We start from the raw sequence: 16,153 nt of genomic DNA on the forward strand, positions 1-16,153 counted from the left end.
AATAAAGAAAACCATTTCTACGATGCTATACAAATTATTAATGCCTCCGCCACTCTCTACAGCATTCCCCCTTTACTTCACTATTATTGCAAGGTATTACAACAGCATTGCGAGAATGTTCTCAATTATTTGTCCTGCATTATCGCACGCTGTTCATACTTTGATCTAAAAAAAGAGTAGTTGGTGAATATACTCTAATAAATCATTATCTCTTATAGCCTAGATGCGCTGAGATTAGATCAGCTGTAGAAACTACATCGGCAATAATCTGATCTAAGTTTTCTGCATTCATTCGATGCGTGGGGCCCGACAGACTGATGGCGGCAACCACCTCTTTACAATGATTTCGTATCGGTGCGGCTACACAAGTTAAGCCGCTTTCAATTTCCTCATCATCGATAGCATATCCCTGCTCACGAATTTTGCACAAATGCTGTTTCAGCACAGCAGGATCAGTTACCGTTTTTTCAGTAAATTTGGTTAGTCCCTTTTCTGCGAGGATTTTATCAATCTCTATAGCCGGCAATTCTGCCATCAGCATTTTGCCAACGCCTGTACAATGCGCCGGATTTCGACCGCCAATCTGCGAGGCAATACGAATGGAATGTTGACTATCGACCTTATCTATATATACTACTTCTCCCTGTGACAAAACGCCCAGATGTGCGGTTTCACCATATTTTGCCACCAGATCTTGCAGCGGCGGCACGGCAATTTTCCGCAAATCCATACTGGAATGAACGACTTGCCCCCATTCAAATAGCTTCATACCTAATGAGTACCGGGCAGATACTTGATCCTGCTGTACCAAACCCAACTGTTCAAGCGTAGCGATAATACTATAAGTTGTACTCTTACTCAAGCCGATAGTTCTGCTGATATTACTCAGACTGTCCTCATTGCCGTTAAGAGCCAAATGCTCCAAAATACTAACCGCTCTGGCGATAGACTGAATTTGCTTACTGTCATTGGTCGAATTACCCATAATCATACCCTTTTTTTTAAATATTGACAGTTCAGATAAATCGCAATCCTAAATCCAATTACTTATCCCGCTATCGGGTTACTTTGCCATCAGGTCAAGCATCGGGCCGCAGTTACGCAATACGTGTAAATGGATGGTTTTTAAGGGAATTTTATGCCTGGCCGCAATTGTTTTGCAATCCTCAAATTCAGGAGCGACATTTATCAGCCTGTCGTTCAGCTTCCCTACTTTAACTTTAACTGTTCCCCACTCGGTATCTACATTAATCATGGATACATCAACATGCGCCGTTTCACAGCCCAAGATACGAACACCCAACGTACTTGTTTCCGCTAACATGATTTGTACAATATCATTCACCTTTTCCGGTGACACCATAACGGTTATTTTGGTTCCGGGACGGTTTTTCTTCATAATGATCGAGGTAAGATAGACATCATGCGCCCCGGCGGCAAATAACCGTTCCATGACATATCCGTATACTTGCGGATTAAGGTCATCAATGTTCGTCTCAACAATCTTAGTTTCGCCGGCATTTCCGGTTTCAGCAGCATAATTCTTTTCTCCCAGATAAAGGCGCAAAACATTAGGTATTTCTATATCTCTGCTGCCGGCTCCGTAACAAACTTTTCTTGATTTGAAATTGGGCGGAGTTGAACCAAATCCTTTTACCAGAGTAGCGACAATGGCGGCACCGGTAGGAGTAACAAGTTCTTTTTTTATATTCTCTGCATAAAAAGGAATTCCTGATAACAGTTCTGCCGTCGCCGGTGCCGGAACCGGCATTTGTCCATGGCTGCATTTAACATAGCCTGCACCTACATGTAAAGCCGACGCGTAAATCTCCTTAATTCCCAAGTATTCTAGACCGATTGCCGTACCCACAATATCAATAATGGAATCAACGGCGCCGACCTCGTGGAAATGGATTTTTTCAACCGGAACTCCATGGACTTTAGCCTCGGCAGCAGCCAGTTTTGAAAAAATCGCTGATGAACACTGTTTGACTTGATCAGATAACGTACTTTTTTCTATAATATTACGTATGTCAGTAAAGTTACGGGAAGGTTGGAACCATTTGCGTACCTCGACATTGAAATATCTGGCTCTAATTCCTTTTTTCGTCACTTCCTTGTCAATTAATTTATAGGATGACAACGGTAGTTTCTTAAGTTCTGTCTCCAGATATCCCATCGGCATTCCTGCATCAAGCAACGCTCCTACCATCATGTTGCCACTAATACCGGAAAAGCAATCAAGATATGCAACACTCATCTTATTACCCCTCACATATCCGCCAGTATAACACTATTTTTAAAATATATATATCATTTTGTGCGATATTATCATATATCGTTCATTAATATTGAATAATTTCTTATTTCGACAAAAAAGTAATAATTCCTTCAATTTTGATTAAATTTATTTTTTTTATTTACTTAATCTTAAGAACTATAGACATTAACTGTTATTACTGCCAACTATATGAATTCCAATAAAGATTTTTTTCTAGGCGTGTTGTTAGTAACGCTCCGCCGCTGGCGCTTGACTTACGCTTATACTAACAACACGCCTGTACATCTTTATTGGATACTATATAGATATAATCAGTAGCATTCCAATAAATTCACTTAAAAACATCAAGGTTTAAAACTGCCTAAAATTATCCAAAAGCAACCAAAATCAGTCTATATACCAGTATTATCCCGGCAAACCATAAAAAAGCTCCTTATAATAGAGACGCAGCAGGTAACCCTGTCCACGCACTCTAAAATAAGGAGAATTGGCATGTGCGGCAGAACCCCGTCATTCCATCCACTCCGTGGCTTCCGTTGTTAGCCTTCACCGTTCAGAGCGTAATATCCGCTCTAGCAGTATGACCTCTGCTGACTTCAGATTCCACCTCACGATGCACCTTTGTCTTAAGCTAACGGTTGTCACTATCAACTTCCATATTGGACTTTCGCCAACAAGTAAGCCCCATGCCGGGCGCACCAATAAGAGCCGTTATCCCTCATAAAAACGGGATAACGGCTCCTTTGTACTACGCAATAAAAAAGCTCTCAGAGTAAAACCCTGAAAGCGTTGGCTTTTCTGGCGGAGAGGGTGGGATTCGAACCCACGAGACGGTTCCCCGCCTACCTGATTTCGAGTCAGGCTCCTTCGACCAGCTCGGACACCTCTCCATATTACTTCCGGCGTTGACGGAAAAATTCTTTCATAATGGCTGCACATTCTTCAGCACGTACACCAGCGGTTACTTCTAATCGATGATTCAGGGCAGAATTTTGCGCAACATTAAACAATGACTCAACTGCCCCGGCTTTATAATCCGGGCTTCCATATACCAGCCTGTCCACGCGGCTCATGACCAGAGCACCTGCGCACATGGGACACGGCTCTATAGTAACATAAAGTGTAGCTCCAGTCAACCGCCAGCGTTTTAATACCCGGCACGCTTCCCGGATTGCAATTACTTCGGCATGCGCGGTGGCATCATGCCACAGTTCACGCATATTGTGAGCAGTGGCAATTACCTGATTGTCCATTACCAATACAGCACCAATCGGCACTTCGCCTAAGTCAAAAGCCTTTTGAGCTTCAACCAGCGCCAGACCCATATAATAGCTGTCATCCACTGTTCTCACCGCCGCGAAGGGCTCTTCGAAATGTTACTTTAATAGTATATAGTGTCAACAAAAAAAAATCAACACTACTTTACCGGTATATTATGGATATATTGAAAAAGCCCAATGGCTTATATAATTATACGTCATTGAGCTTGTGGGTAAGACTTTAATTTTCTTGAGCTTTCTTATACAGATACGGTATATCCTTCTTCGGTCACTGCTGCCGCTATTTCTTTCAGTGTAACACAATTCGGATCAAACTCCACGGTAAGTGTTTTGGCGGCAAGATCGGCAACCGCCGAATCCACTCCATACATAGTAATGACCCTTGCTTCCACAGCCTTTTTGCAGTGATCGCAACTCATTCCTTCAACATTCAAGGCTACCTTAAGTTTTAAGTTGTCGATATTGTACCTTGTACCCACAGTAAATTCCCCCCATAACTGTCTATTATCCGGATTCCATCACCGATGGTTACAATCATTACCAATTCCATAATACCCGAATTTGAATCTTAATTCTAGTCCCAGTTTACATTTTTTCTCTAATTAGACCAAAAAGTTCCTTAGTATCTTTTCTAAAATTCGCGAATCTTTGTTGATATATATGAAATCCAATAAAGATTTTTTCTAGGCGTGTTGTTAGTAACGCTCCACCGCTGGCGCTTGACTTACGCTTATACTAACAACACGCCTGTACATCTTTATTGGATACTATATAGCTAAAAAAATAACCCTCTGCAGAGTCTGCAAAGGGTTATTACTGGTCTTACTTACCGACACAGCCGAATTGCCCGGGTTCTTGAGCTACTGAAATAATTGTATCTTTACTGCCACACCGTTCACAAATTTCCGGTTTTTTTCCATCCTCTGTCTTATAAATCCAACCACAGTGTATACATTTGTAGAACGTATCTGCCATTTGCCAAACCTCCTCGGTAAAATTGTCTAATTATATCTATTCTTCTATTAGGTAATAGTATGCATACATATGATGTATATGAGAATAAACCAAATAACTATAGCCAAAGAAATAACCCCTTGCGCCGATGCACAAGGGTTAAAATTGCCAATTATGGATATAATAATAGTGTTAGGATTCTATCTCTCTCCTTTTAAGTCCCTGGCGAATGCATGCCGGGGATATTTCTTTTTTATCCAGCTAAAGGTTTAACATGCCGCCACATTCTGATTTTCTTTCCGCCGCATGCTGCCTGAGAAAAAAACACTTAAAAGCATCAGCGCTAAAATAAGCGCTGCAGCAGTCAGCATAACTACGCCATTCCAACCATACGAACTCAAAAACCTGCCTCCCCAAGCCCCGATAACACTTGCGCCGGTATAGTGAAATAAAAGATACAAAGACGAAGCTTGAGCCTTGTCTGTTTTCGCACACTGACCCACCCAGCTGCTCACTACTGAGTAACTGCCAAAAAAACCGAACGTAAATATTGCTACTCCGGCAATCTTTAAGTACAAATTTAAGAATAGTGTCACAAGGCATCCTGCCAGCATGATACAGATAGATAGGCAAGCTACTTTCGGTCTACCGATATGATCCGCAAGATTCCCCATCCAGGTTGAACTAAATGTTCCTACCAAATAAGCGACAAAGATAAATCCAACAAGAGTTTGGCTTAGGTTATAGGGCGGCGCCATCAAGGGATAGCCGATATAGTTGTAAAATGTTACAAATCCGCCCATAACTAAAAATCCCATTATGAATAATATCAATAATGACGGCTGTTTTGCCGTTCTCCATAACACAGATAACATGTCAGTTATTACTCTTGGTCGCGGTGAGAAATTACGGGAATCAGGCAAATTAAGCCAGAACCATATTCCCGCAAATAAACTTATCACCCCAATGAACACTAAAGCAATATGCCATGAAAACAAATCGGTAAGCGCGCCGATAAGCATACGACCGGTCAGTCCCCCAATAGAATTGCCACTAATGTATATCCCCATCACCAGGCCACTTGTTGCCGGCTCAAACTCCTCGGTAATATAAACCATTGCGATGGCAGGATACCCGGCAAGGGTAATCCCCTGCAAAGCACGCAATACCAGCAATGAGGTAAAATTATTACTCAAGGCGATAACTATTTCCAACATAGCAGAAAGCAGCAAAGAAATCCCCATAATCAGCTTACGTCCCTTGGCATCGGAAACCCACGAAACGACAAGCATAAAAAAGGACATAAGTTCTGTTGTGAGCGATACTGATAAACTAGCTAATGCCGGGCTCACCTGAAATTGCTGTGAAAAAAGCGGAATAAGCGGCTGGGTGCAATATAGACTGGCAAAAGTCACAAAACTACCTAAAAATAATGATGAAATAGCTTTCCAATAGACTGTGTCTTTTTTGTGAATAAACCCCATTTTAAATACTTTCTCCTCTTGTATAGTTTCCTTTATTATTTCTTCCATATTAACTCCCAAGCAAACCGGCTGTCCAATGCATCATATTAATAAAACCGATGCATTTTAGATCATAACAAGTAACACACTTTCACCTGCCAGTTTAGTTGACGTTATAGTAACAGGCAGTTATTATTATCAATATATCTATGTTTTATCTGATGACTAAGCCGCTGGATAAGTTCGACTAAACCCCAGATGGAGTTAAAAACCTGGTAAAGCTAAATCTCTCTTTATGAAATTGGTTCTAAAGGTGGTCGAATTCATGGAATGGCATCAATTAGAATACTTCTATACAGTTGCCCAACTGCAACACTTTACCCGGGCCGCTAAGCAGCTTTCCCTTTCACAGCCAGCACTCAGCCGTTCTATCGCTAAGCTTGAAGAAGAGCTTGGCATTCCCCTATTCGAACGCCATGGCAAAAATGTTACTTTGAATCGCTTTGGGGAAATCTTTTTTAAGCATGTGGACCGGGCTATGCAAGAAATTATTGCAGCCAAGCAGGAAATTCAAGACATTATTGATCCAGACCACGGAGTGGTATCATTAGCTTTCTTGCACTCGCAAGGAGCACATATCGTCCCTGATCTGCTTGGCAGGTTTCATGCCGAATATCCAAACATACAATTTAAACTCTATCAAAACCCTTCCCATCTACTTTTAGAGCAATTGAAATCAGGTGAAATTGATTTATGCCTGTCTTCTCCTATAGTAACCCAGGAAAAAATTGAGTGGATTCCGTTATTTACCGAAGAATTGTTCGTCGTCGTTTCCAGCGACCATAGATTAGCCGGCCGCAAAAGCCTTCATCTCGCCGAAATCGCGGGCGAGCCTGTCATCACTTTAAAAAAAGATTATAGTTTACGTATTTTAACTGATCAATTATTTCGGGAAGCCGGCTTTACACCAAACATAACATTTGAAGGAGAAGAAATTATGACAGTGGCAGGACTGGTAGAAACAAAGCTTGGCGTTGCCATCATCCCTCGTCTGCCAGGTATCGACAACACCAAGCTGTCTTTTATACCGATTTCCCGGCCTAAATGTTATCGAACCATCGGATTAACCTGGATTAAAGAACGGTATGCTTCTCCTGCAACAAAAAAATTCCGGGACTTTGTCATCAACTCTTTTCATTGCCCCGAAAACGGCAAACGCTAGTATAATTGTGTTTTACCAGGAAAAAATAACAGAGGACAGCAGCAGTTTCGGCAACGGCAATACTAATACCCATAGGGATGGCGGTATGGCTTCCGCCAATTCCGGCAAGCGGCGCCATAATCCCTCCCAAAACAAAAGATAACAGACCAATAAGAGCCGATGCGCTGCCAACCGATTTTGCCTGGTCCATGTTAATAGATAAAGGCCCGAAGGCTGAGAGTGCTCCCAGAATAAACGCCATCCAAAAGATGGATAAGCGCGAATTTGATTAGTTGTTTTTGCTAACAACTCGGTACTACATAAATAAAAAAAGGCATAGACAACAGCCTATACTTATATCTTTAGAAACTAATTCATTTTCATATATGCCACTTTTCTATCGTCGTGGTCATACCCCGTTAATAACACGGGTACCACACTCTTTGGCCTTAGGGTTACATCTGTCGATTGCCTTACCTGTCATAACATTGTCATAATATTCCAGTTTCTTATCAATTTTAGCCAGGTACTTGTTCATTTGCGCGATTTTTTGTTCTACGATATGTTTGTGTTCTAAAAGTATTTGTCTGCGAACCTCAATTGTTTTATCGCCTTCCATACAAAGATCAACATAACGCTTGATTTCAGAAACAGACATTCCTGTGTCCCGCAAACAGCAAATTAACATAGCCCATTCAATATCAGTTTCGCTAAATACACGGTTTCCGTTTTCGTCCCGGTCAACAAAAGGCAGTAACCCTTCCTTTTCATAATATCTTATTGTATATGTGGTCAAAGCAAGTTTTTCCGCCACTTGCTTAATTGTATATCCCATTGGCCGAACCTCCCACAAGCTTTAGTTTATCAATCGAATTCTACCCCCATTTTATGATACACCTTTGAGTACACTTGAAGTCAATAGGTCAGTGCAGCTTTTTGAGAACCGTCACGATGGGGCACTATTAGTTTTACAAATAGTACATCATCAGTTCAGCATCAATATTGACAACTAATTCCATTAGTTTTACAATTATAGTCGTTAGTTTATTTATTTAGGCGGCATTACTTTCCGCTTTTGCTCCAGTATGCATAAGAAAATCAGTGACCCTTACAATCTACCGCAAAATACTGTAGTTGGAAAGTTGGTGACAGCTTTTGTCTGCCCGCGTTGGATTAGACCGTCAAACCATTGTGGCAGCAGCAGCGGAAATTGCTGATTTGAATGGTCTGGACAGTGTTACGCTTGCTGCCGTGGCGGACCGCTTAGGAGTTCGCAAACCATCATTATACAATCATGTCAACGGACTGCCTGAATTGAGAGAGCTGTTGGCCATTTGGGGTACCCATCAGCTACGGGCAAAAATCAGCGAAGCTGCTATTGGTAAAGCAAAGCATGATGCTATTTTGGCCATAGCTAACGCCTACCGTTCGTTTGCCCACCAGCGACCGGGCTTGTACCGGGCGATATTATCCTCGCCCAACCGCGACAATCTCGAACTCAAAGCTGCCATAGAAAATATGATGACGGTAATTTCGAAGGTACTGGAACCATACAATTTAGTTTCCAGCGACAACACCCATGCAGTTCGCGGCTTACGGAGCCTGATGCATGGTTTTGTATCCCTGGAAGCAGCAGGATGGTTTGCCGCACCGGTAGACCGGGAAGAAAGCTACCGGCGCTTAATCAATACCTTCATCCACGGAATTGATTCATCCTCTGGTTTGGATGTTTTGCCACTGCAGCCGGACTGAGTCAAATCGCACCGGTTCTACCGCTTTATATTGAGCATCTGGGGATCGAAAACAGTTTCACCCACAGCACTTAAATTCTTTCCCTAACCATAAAAGTATCCGTAGACAAAAAATGTCTACGGATGCTTTTACTTATATGGTATGCCGGAGACTCCAACTCCATCAGACCGTATAAACTAAAACATGTTAAAGGGCAACTCGTGCCGTACTTCTGTAAAGTTTGATTCCGGCTTACCTTAGGGGTTAATATCCTTACAATGTTGATGATCGAGATTTAGATTTCAATAAGCTCATAGCTTTTTGTGCCAATACCGATTTTTTCAGCATGATCAACGCAGACCATCCAATTAGTTTCCGGATGTGTAGCGCGGAAATGATCATGTTCACTACATTTACAGCCTTGGCTTTTTAGCTGTTCCTCCAAGTAGCTGCCGGAAATAACCGGAGCCTTGTTCGCCATATCAGCACAGGCCATATCGAGAGCTACCGGGTCAAAGGATGCAAACATACCGATATCAGGAATGATGGGCACGTCATTTTCTGCATGGCAATCACAGAAGGGTGATACATCAACAACTAAACTTATATGAAAATGCGGTCTACCATTTAATACCGCCCAAGAATATTCGGCGATTTTTTTATTGAGAACATCGTTAGACTCATCCCAGGCTGCAACAATAGCATTAAAATGACAAGTACCTATACATCTTCCGCAGCCGACACATCTGGTATGGTCGATCATTGCCTTTTTATCTGTAACAGTTATCGCACTATGGGCACAAATTTTCACACAGGCGCCGCACCCGACACAAGTTTTACTTTGTACACTAGGCTTGCCATCACTGTGCATCTCCATTTTCCCCGCTCTTGAGCCAGAGCCCATACCGATGTTTTTTAACGCACCGCCAAAGCCTGTAAGCTCGTGACCTTTAAAATGTGTCAGACTGATAACAATATCTGCATCCATTATGGCCCGTCCAATTTTGGCTTCTTTCACATATTCACCACAGGGCACAGGAACATACGCTTCATCGGTTCCTTTCAACCCGTCGCCGATAATGATCTGACAGCCTGTAGTAAATGGATTATAACCATTTTCATAAGCAGCATCCAAATGTTCAAGAGCATCTTTACGTCTACCTACATACAAAGTATTGCAATCTGTAAGAAATACCTTTCCCCCCAGATTTTTTATTATATCAACAATAACCTTAGAGTAATTAGGTCTGAGAAAAGCAAGATTACCCGGCTCACCAAAATGAATTTTAATTGCGGTAAATTTACCTTTAAAATCAATTTGTTCCATTCCGGCTTTTTTGACTAATCTCTCCAGCTTCTGCAACAAATTCATATTGGGCGTTGCCCGTAAATTAGTAAAATAAACTTTTGACTTCTCCATAATATCCTCCCTCTTACCCTTTATAATTGAAATTAATTAATATTAACATTCTTGACAATAACTATTTTTTCAAACAGGTAAATACATTCTATACCTTAAAGCAAACTATAAGTCAATACTTAATTGAAAAAAAGTAAAAATTACAGCTCTACCAAGAGGATATTTCACTTTTCATTGTGTAAAATCCCCAATACACCATCTCAGGATTACTCACTGTTGGTAATTGCAACTAATTGAAAACACGTATCAATATAAGTAAAATTAATTTAATACTTTCTAATGATACATCTATATAGTATCCAATAAAGATTTACAGGCGTGTTGTTAGTATAAGCGTAAGTCAAACGCCAGTGGTGGAGCGTTACTAACAACACGCCTAGAAAAAAATCTTTATTGGATTTCATATAACTTCAAAATAACTTGAATGAGTGAATGAGATGCGGCTGTTTCGAACGTTTTCGCCAGGAAAAATACAGGCAAATACAACCAAACAAGGAGGTCACGGAAATGGAAAGCAAACGCTTCGGTTTCAGGCATCGTCGCGTGCACCTAACCCCATTTTCTTATAAACCTGGTTGGCTTTTTCGATTTGCTCCATATCCACTTCCACCCCAAGGCCGGGCTTGTCAGGATGCGCTGATGCAGCTTAATGCCGCTTTTGGTTTGGCGGTAATCAGCCCACCGGTACTGATTGAGACATAGCGTGATAGTACTGGAGTCAAGAATGTTAAGTTGATATTGCCCGCCGGCGTTAGTCTGTTTAACTCGTTGCCAGACAGTGAGTTTTACTGCAGTAAAGGCTTGTTCCCAAACACGGTGATCGATTTTGCGCAAACGTCTCGATAATGTAGCGGCACTGATGGAGGTAAGATGCAATACTTTTTGCAGATGCTTGTCGTAAATGACGCGGTTGGCGATGTCTTGCGGAGATGTAAAGCTCGAAACCCGGGCAATGATCATCAAGTATAGCAGTGTTAAAGCTTCGAGCTTTTTTACGTAATGGTCGCAACCGGCATTGATAACAACTTGTTGAAATTTTTCCAGAGGAAAGGCTTCAAAGACTTTAAAAAATGTGGTTTTTGTGGTATCCTTATCCATGCATTTTTGCTCCTTATTTTAGAGTGCGTGGACAGGGTTACCTGCTACGTCTCTATTATAAGGAGTTTTTTTATGATTCGCCAGGATAACACTGGTATATAGACTGATTTTGATTGCTTTTAGTGAATTTTAGGAAGTTTTAAATCTTGATATTTTAAAGCGAATTTATTGCAACGCTACTGATTTTCGCTATATGCAGTAATCTTTCGTTCTCTTACACGATACACAGGCCCCCCTTTCTGACCAGCAAGGAGACAGCAATCCAATAGCCACCAACCAATAAGGTACTTATGCCGCCGAAAAAAAGAGAACTCACTCCGTAAATGAGTTCTCTCCAACCCTACTGGTCCGAATCTTAATCCATCTTGTGAAAATGCATAAAGTCCCGGTATTCTTCTTAGAACCGCTAATGATTTCTACCGTAGGATACGCCCGCTATTCAACATACTCATAGGAAATTCTTCTGAATACATTGCCATACACCCACACTGCATTTAAGAACAGCAAAGCACTGGTAACCAAAAACACATAGTTGAGGCCGAAATGCGCGGCTATCTGTCCACCGGCTACCGCGCCGCCAAACGTACCTAAAAATTGAGCCATCTGATTATAGCCATACACCTGGCCAGCCACTTCATCAGGTATACTTTGTTTAAGCAGGGTATTAATTGACGGCAATAAGGCTCCTGTGGAAAGACCCAGTAAAAAGCGGAGCGCCATGAGCTGCCATTCATTTTTCACAAAAGCCTGCGGAATAAATAAGCAACTTGCGGTAACTAATGCAACCAATATTACCTTATGTGCCCCAATTTTGTCAGACAGTTTTCCCAGCCACGGAGCAGCCAGTATGCTCGCTACCCCTGAAGCAGCAAATGTCAGACCGGAAATAACCGCAATATGATCACTTCCCGGGGATAAGGCACCAATATAGACGGTAATAATTGGTTCAATCGTGAACAAAGCTAATTGCAAAATGAACGTAGTAATAAACATGGATATCAAGAGCCGTTTGTCAGGAAGACGGTCACAAATTTCATGAAAACTAAGTACGTGAGTCTCCTTCCTGGTAAAATTTTCTTTGACAAATACCAAGGTAAGAATAAAAGCAATCAGTAACAGAATCCCCATCGTAAAAAATACACTACGGAAGCCTAATGCCTCAGCTAAATAACCGCCTATCAACGGTCCCAAGAGCGTACCGCAAACAACGCCGGTCGAAAGGATTCCCAATGCCCAGCCTGCCCGCTCCTTACAAGTTTGTGTAGCAATTAATGTAATTGCACCAGAATTAAATCCGGAAATCGTTCCCTGCAATAGACGAAATCCTACCAATTGGTACACATTTTGTACAAACCCTATACAAGTAACAACAATCGCCATACCCAAACTGGCTCGGAGCAACATTGGCTTTCGCCCGTATTTATCGGCCAGCTTCCCCCAAAGCGGCGAAAACAAAGCCGCAACCAGTGTTGTACAACCAAACGCAATCCCTGACCACATTTCAATGGATTCCGTATTATGGATGCCTAAATGCTCAATATACAGCGGTAGCACAGGGGCAACCTGGCTCAAAGCAGATGAGGTTGCAAAAGCCCCCAGCCAGCAAATAAATAGATTTCTTTTCCACATCTCCATATTTTAGCCTCACTTTCACCCGCAAAAACGGTTTCTTTGTATTTGAAGATACTATCTAATTTAATGTCAAGTACCTCAATTCCGCTGCTTAACTAACCATTATAACGTTAATACTAATGTCGTTAGTTTGTCAAGAAACTTTTTAGATAACGATCAATACAGTTCTCCCTATCTAATCTAAAACCCTAAATAGAAAAACGCTATTTATCCATCATCAGATAAATAGCGTTTTCTATATAGTATCCAATAAAGATTTACAGGCGTGTTGTTAGTATAAGCGTAAGTCAAGCGCCAGCGGTGGAGCGTTACTAACAACACGCCTAAAAAAATCTTTATTGGATTTCATATATTTCTGTAAAAAATCTGATTTACATAGTGGAGGCGAAGTGTATAACACCCCCGCTCAATGTATAAGATAACTTCTCAGCTATTAGTAAGTTGTTTCGATCTGCCCTTTTCGCTGACATGCGCTGTCGCATTTTCTCCTTAGTGAGATTGCCGCAATACATCCCGAAAAGGAACATGAATTAGAATATAAACTTCACTTCCTTACTTCTCCGTATTGTACAAACTTATACCATTTAAAACCAGAATCTACCACCGTTATTACAACAGCCATAATCATTAGCGCCATCAAAACTGCATTTACTAACATACCCTTGGGCAAATATGTGTTAAAGATGGACATACTCCCGGCAGTGACTGTAGTAACAAAAAGGACGGCCATCGGAAATAAGGTAACAAGTGAATAGGCTATGCTTTTGGTCCGTTTTAATATGATGGTAGTGCCAATACATAGGGCCAGCGTAGCTAACAGTTGATTGGCGACACCAAAGATTGGCCATATAGTTGAAATATTTCCACCATAGAGTAGATAGCCCCAAACAAATGACACTACTGCACCGGTGAAAATGACTCCCGGCCACCAGTTAACCCGTTCGAAGGGTTTATAAACCTTGCCGAATAAGTCTTGTACGATATACCGGGCTACCCTTGTTCCTGCATCTATGGTTGTCAAAATAAATAAAGCTTCAAACATAATGGCAAATTGATACCAGTAAGCCATTAGATGTTTTAACCCGGGAATACCGGCAAAGATAGCAGCCATCCCTACAGCAAGAGATACTGCGCCTCCCGGACGATGTGCTACATCCTCTCCAACCATAGCTGATAACTGAGGTAAATCTACTATAGTATAACCCATGGAAGCAAGGCTAGGAAAAGTGACAGCTGAGGTATTAATGGCAAAATAGTCGCCAGGATGTAGCGAGGTAGCGGCAATAAGGGCCATAACAGCAACAAAACATTCTGTCAGCATTGCACCATACCCGATCATCGGAATGTCCCGTTCGTTATCCACCAACTTAGGGGTAGTGCCTGAACCAATCAAAGCATGAAATCCAGAAACCGCACCGCAAGCAATGGTAATCATGAGAAAGGGCCATACAGGCCCAGGAATAACCGGCCCGCCACCGGCAGTAAACACTGTAAATGCTGGCATTTGAATATCAGGTCTTACAACAAATATCCCTAAAGCCAGTCCAACAATTGTCCCGATTTTCAAGTATGAACTAAGGTAATCACGCGGTGCCAGAAGAAACCATACTGGTAACGTTGCTGCAATAAATCCGTACGCCGGCAACAGAAGTTTCAGCTGAGTTTCAGAAAAAGTAAACATGGATGCCCATGCGGAGCCTTTAACAATCGGTCCTAAAACTACTCCTATCAAAATGAGAATGGTACCAATAAGAGAAGCTTCACCGATATGACCTGGCCGGAGATAACGCATGTATATTCCGACAAACATCGCAATCGGGATTGTCACCGTTACCGTAAAGGTACCCCAGGCATTCTTAAACAGCGCATTTACAATAACAATTGCCAGCCCAGCCATGGTCATAAGAATAATAACAAGAACCGCGAAACTTGCAGCCGCACCTGTTGTTCGTCCAACCTCATCCTTAGCAATTTCAGCAAGTGATCGCCCCTTATGGCGAATCGATGCAAAAAGTACCACCATATCATGAACACCGCCTGCTAGAACGGCTCCGATAAGCAACCAAAGAAACCCCGGTACATAGCCATACTGAGCAGCCAAGGTCGGCCCAACAAGAGGACCTGCACCGGCAATGGCTGCAAAGTGATGCCCAAATACCACCCATTTGTTAGTGGGAATATAGTCGCGACCATCATTGAATTCGTGTGCCGGAGTTTCGCGACTTGGTTCAATCGTTAAAATTTTGGCCGCGATAAAACAGCCATAAAACCGGTATGCCAAGACTAATACCAGAATAGTGATAATAATTAATGTTAATGCATTCACACCAATTCCTCCAGCTATTTTAATTTATTCCGTGGTATATGCCATGCACCACCACCGAAAAAAGAGTCTGCTTCGCGGTTAATGCTACGATACGGATCGGTTTCGTGTACGATGGCACTGGTTGGACAAACTTCAGTGCAAATACCACATCCTTTGCATATATCATCATTTATACCGTATTTCTCTTCCGCAGCATAGATTGCCCCTTCGGGGCATACTTCCATGCAACGATTACATTTTTTGCATTTGTTAGTAATAAAGTATCTGATTAACTCGGCCATAAGTATCCCTCCTTCCTTCGCAATCGCACAAACGCTGAATCTCCTCAATGGGTAAGCCCTCGTTAATCAGTTCTTGTTCAATTAGCCCGAGCTCAGCAGGGTCTAAATCTTTAGCAATTTTATCAAACTTAGCTTTAACTTCCTGCACAGATTTTCCCTGTTGAAGTTCCAGAATGATTTCTTTTAAGGCTTTTTGCCTATATTCGCGGTTATTAATTAATTTACTCATATATACCTCCACGCACGTCTATAAGACCAGTGAATTCATTAACTATTTACACCGCTTATCCGTATTATCACTAGTAGTCTTCCCGCAGAACCGGCCTGTATACCAGCTCCCTGAAACAAATTCACATACAAAACAACTAGTAGTCTTCCCGTAGAACCGGCCTGTATACCAGCCAACATCGCACAGTCATGCCGGATAAATATCTACTAAACAAAAGACCTCAAAGAGACAAAAAACCCGTAGACAAAAACGTCTAC

At 41.8% G+C, this 16,153-nt stretch carries 15 protein-coding genes, 1 tRNA gene and 1 pseudogene; 2 read left to right on the forward strand and 15 right to left on the reverse strand.

The genetic code is table 11. The features are described from left to right. Window positions 1–205 precede the first annotated feature (205 nt). The 7 genes from SCACP_RS20210 to SCACP_RS20240 form a co-directional block, all read right to left on the reverse strand. The gene (locus SCACP_RS20210; RefSeq protein ID WP_425059274.1) at window positions 206–991 is read right to left on the reverse strand and encodes an IclR family transcriptional regulator; all 786 of its coding nucleotides are present in this window, start codon (window positions 989–991) and stop codon (window positions 206–208) included. 72 nt (window positions 992–1,063) lie between these two features. Further along, entirely contained in the window at window positions 1,064–2,260 is a 1,197-nt protein-coding gene (gene larC, locus SCACP_RS20215) for a nickel pincer cofactor biosynthesis protein LarC (protein ID WP_425059275.1), read from the reverse strand. An 820-nt stretch (window positions 2,261–3,080) separates the two neighbouring features. After that, window positions 3,081–3,171 (reverse strand) — tRNA-Ser (locus SCACP_RS20220). Window positions 3,172–3,174: 3 nt separating this feature from the next. Continuing rightward, window positions 3,175–3,624: a tRNA adenosine(34) deaminase TadA gene (tadA, locus tag SCACP_RS20225; protein ID WP_425059276.1), complete on the reverse strand. Its 450-nt coding sequence runs from the start codon at window positions 3,622–3,624 to the stop codon at window positions 3,175–3,177. A 176-nt stretch (window positions 3,625–3,800) separates the two neighbouring features. Then, window positions 3,801–4,040 carry a cation transporter gene (locus SCACP_RS20230; protein ID WP_425059277.1) on the reverse strand — a complete coding sequence of 80 codons (240 nt, stop codon included), beginning with the start codon at window positions 4,038–4,040 and terminating at the stop codon, window positions 3,801–3,803. A gap of 343 nt (window positions 4,041–4,383) precedes the next feature. Further along, window positions 4,384–4,536 (reverse strand): hypothetical protein, encoded by a 153-nt coding sequence (locus tag SCACP_RS20235; protein ID WP_425059278.1) that lies wholly within the window; start codon window positions 4,534–4,536, stop codon window positions 4,384–4,386. 248 nt (window positions 4,537–4,784) lie between these two features. Then, window positions 4,785–6,047 carry an MFS transporter gene (locus tag SCACP_RS20240; RefSeq protein ID WP_425059279.1) on the reverse strand — a complete coding sequence of 421 codons (1,263 nt, stop codon included), beginning with the start codon at window positions 6,045–6,047 and terminating at the stop codon, window positions 4,785–4,787. Between the two features lie 256 nt (window positions 6,048–6,303). Between SCACP_RS20240 and SCACP_RS20245 the strand changes: the two genes are divergently transcribed. Then, window positions 6,304–7,200, forward strand: coding sequence for a LysR family transcriptional regulator (locus tag SCACP_RS20245; RefSeq protein WP_425059280.1), 897 nt, complete (start codon window positions 6,304–6,306; stop codon window positions 7,198–7,200). Here SCACP_RS20245 and SCACP_RS20250 read toward each other — a convergent pair. Together SCACP_RS20250 and SCACP_RS20255 are read right to left on the reverse strand one after the other, a co-directional pair. Next, window positions 7,163–7,390, reverse strand: a complete 228-nt coding sequence (locus SCACP_RS20250) for a hypothetical protein (RefSeq protein ID WP_425059281.1) — start codon at window positions 7,388–7,390, stop codon at window positions 7,163–7,165. The two genes, SCACP_RS20245 and SCACP_RS20250, sit on opposite strands and share 38 nt — an antisense overlap. A 198-nt stretch (window positions 7,391–7,588) precedes the next feature. After that, complete coding sequence (locus SCACP_RS20255) at window positions 7,589–8,014, reverse strand: MerR family transcriptional regulator (protein WP_425059282.1); 426 nt, start codon at window positions 8,012–8,014, stop codon at window positions 7,589–7,591. 320 nt (window positions 8,015–8,334) lie between these two features. On the opposite strand from SCACP_RS20255, the gene SCACP_RS20260 reads away from it, so the two are divergent. Continuing rightward, window positions 8,335–8,931, forward strand: a complete 597-nt coding sequence (locus SCACP_RS20260; RefSeq protein ID WP_425059283.1) for a TetR/AcrR family transcriptional regulator — start codon at window positions 8,335–8,337, stop codon at window positions 8,929–8,931. Between the two features lie 274 nt (window positions 8,932–9,205). Here the strand turns inward: SCACP_RS20260 and SCACP_RS20265 are convergent, their stop codons facing one another. From SCACP_RS20265 to SCACP_RS20290, 6 genes and pseudogenes are all read right to left on the reverse strand, one after another. Continuing rightward, the gene (locus tag SCACP_RS20265; protein ID WP_425059284.1) at window positions 9,206–10,330 is read right to left on the reverse strand and encodes a DUF362 domain-containing protein; all 1,125 of its coding nucleotides are present in this window, start codon (window positions 10,328–10,330) and stop codon (window positions 9,206–9,208) included. 915 nt (window positions 10,331–11,245) lie between these two features. Further along, window positions 11,246–11,428 (reverse strand): annotated as a pseudogene (locus tag SCACP_RS20270) (DUF4372 domain-containing protein); the annotation flags it as partial. A gap of 435 nt (window positions 11,429–11,863) precedes the next feature. After that, window positions 11,864–13,063, reverse strand: coding sequence for a multidrug efflux MFS transporter (locus tag SCACP_RS20275; protein ID WP_425059285.1), 1,200 nt, complete (start codon window positions 13,061–13,063; stop codon window positions 11,864–11,866). Window positions 13,064–13,604: 541 nt separating this feature from the next. Further along, entirely contained in the window at window positions 13,605–15,386 is a 1,782-nt protein-coding gene (locus SCACP_RS20280; RefSeq protein WP_425059286.1) for a carbon starvation CstA family protein, read from the reverse strand. 14 nt (window positions 15,387–15,400) lie between these two features. Then, on the reverse strand, window positions 15,401–15,667 hold the full coding sequence (locus SCACP_RS20285; RefSeq protein WP_425059287.1) for a 4Fe-4S binding protein: 267 nt from the start codon (window positions 15,665–15,667) through the stop codon (window positions 15,401–15,403). Further along, window positions 15,636–15,896, reverse strand: coding sequence for a DUF438 domain-containing protein (locus SCACP_RS20290; RefSeq protein WP_425059288.1), 261 nt, complete (start codon window positions 15,894–15,896; stop codon window positions 15,636–15,638). Before SCACP_RS20290 ends, SCACP_RS20285 begins: the two co-directional genes overlap by 32 nt. Window positions 15,897–16,153: the final 257 nt, after the last annotated feature.

This window comes from Sporomusaceae bacterium ACPt (assembly GCA_041428575.1).
In the GTDB taxonomy this organism is placed as follows: Bacteria; Bacillota; Negativicutes; order Sporomusales; family Sporomusaceae; genus Sporomusa_D; species Sporomusa_D carbonis.

Coding starts and splice junctions, on each gene's coding strand:
- SCACP_RS20210 (WP_425059274.1), bottom strand. CDS start 991: ATGATTATGGGTAATTCGACCAATGACAGTAAGCAAATTCAGTCTATC.
- larC (WP_425059275.1), bottom strand. CDS start 2,260: ATGAGTGTTGCATATCTTGATTGCTTTTCCGGTATTAGTGGCAACATG.
- SCACP_RS20235 (WP_425059278.1), bottom strand. CDS start 4,536: ATGGCAGATACGTTCTACAAATGTATACACTGTGGTTGGATTTATAAG.
- SCACP_RS20240 (WP_425059279.1), bottom strand. CDS start 6,047: ATGGAAGAAATAATAAAGGAAACTATACAAGAGGAGAAAGTATTTAAA.
- SCACP_RS20245 (WP_425059280.1), top strand. CDS start 6,304: ATGGAATGGCATCAATTAGAATACTTCTATACAGTTGCCCAACTGCAA.
- SCACP_RS20250 (WP_425059281.1), bottom strand. CDS start 7,390: ATGGACCAGGCAAAATCGGTTGGCAGCGCATCGGCTCTTATTGGTCTG.
- SCACP_RS20255 (WP_425059282.1), bottom strand. CDS start 8,014: ATGGGATATACAATTAAGCAAGTGGCGGAAAAACTTGCTTTGACCACA.
- SCACP_RS20265 (WP_425059284.1), bottom strand. CDS start 10,330: ATGGAGAAGTCAAAAGTTTATTTTACTAATTTACGGGCAACGCCCAAT.
- SCACP_RS20275 (WP_425059285.1), bottom strand. CDS start 13,063: ATGGAGATGTGGAAAAGAAATCTATTTATTTGCTGGCTGGGGGCTTTT.
- SCACP_RS20285 (WP_425059287.1), bottom strand. CDS start 15,667: ATGGCCGAGTTAATCAGATACTTTATTACTAACAAATGCAAAAAATGT.
- SCACP_RS20290 (WP_425059288.1), bottom strand. CDS start 15,896: ATGAGTAAATTAATTAATAACCGCGAATATAGGCAAAAAGCCTTAAAA.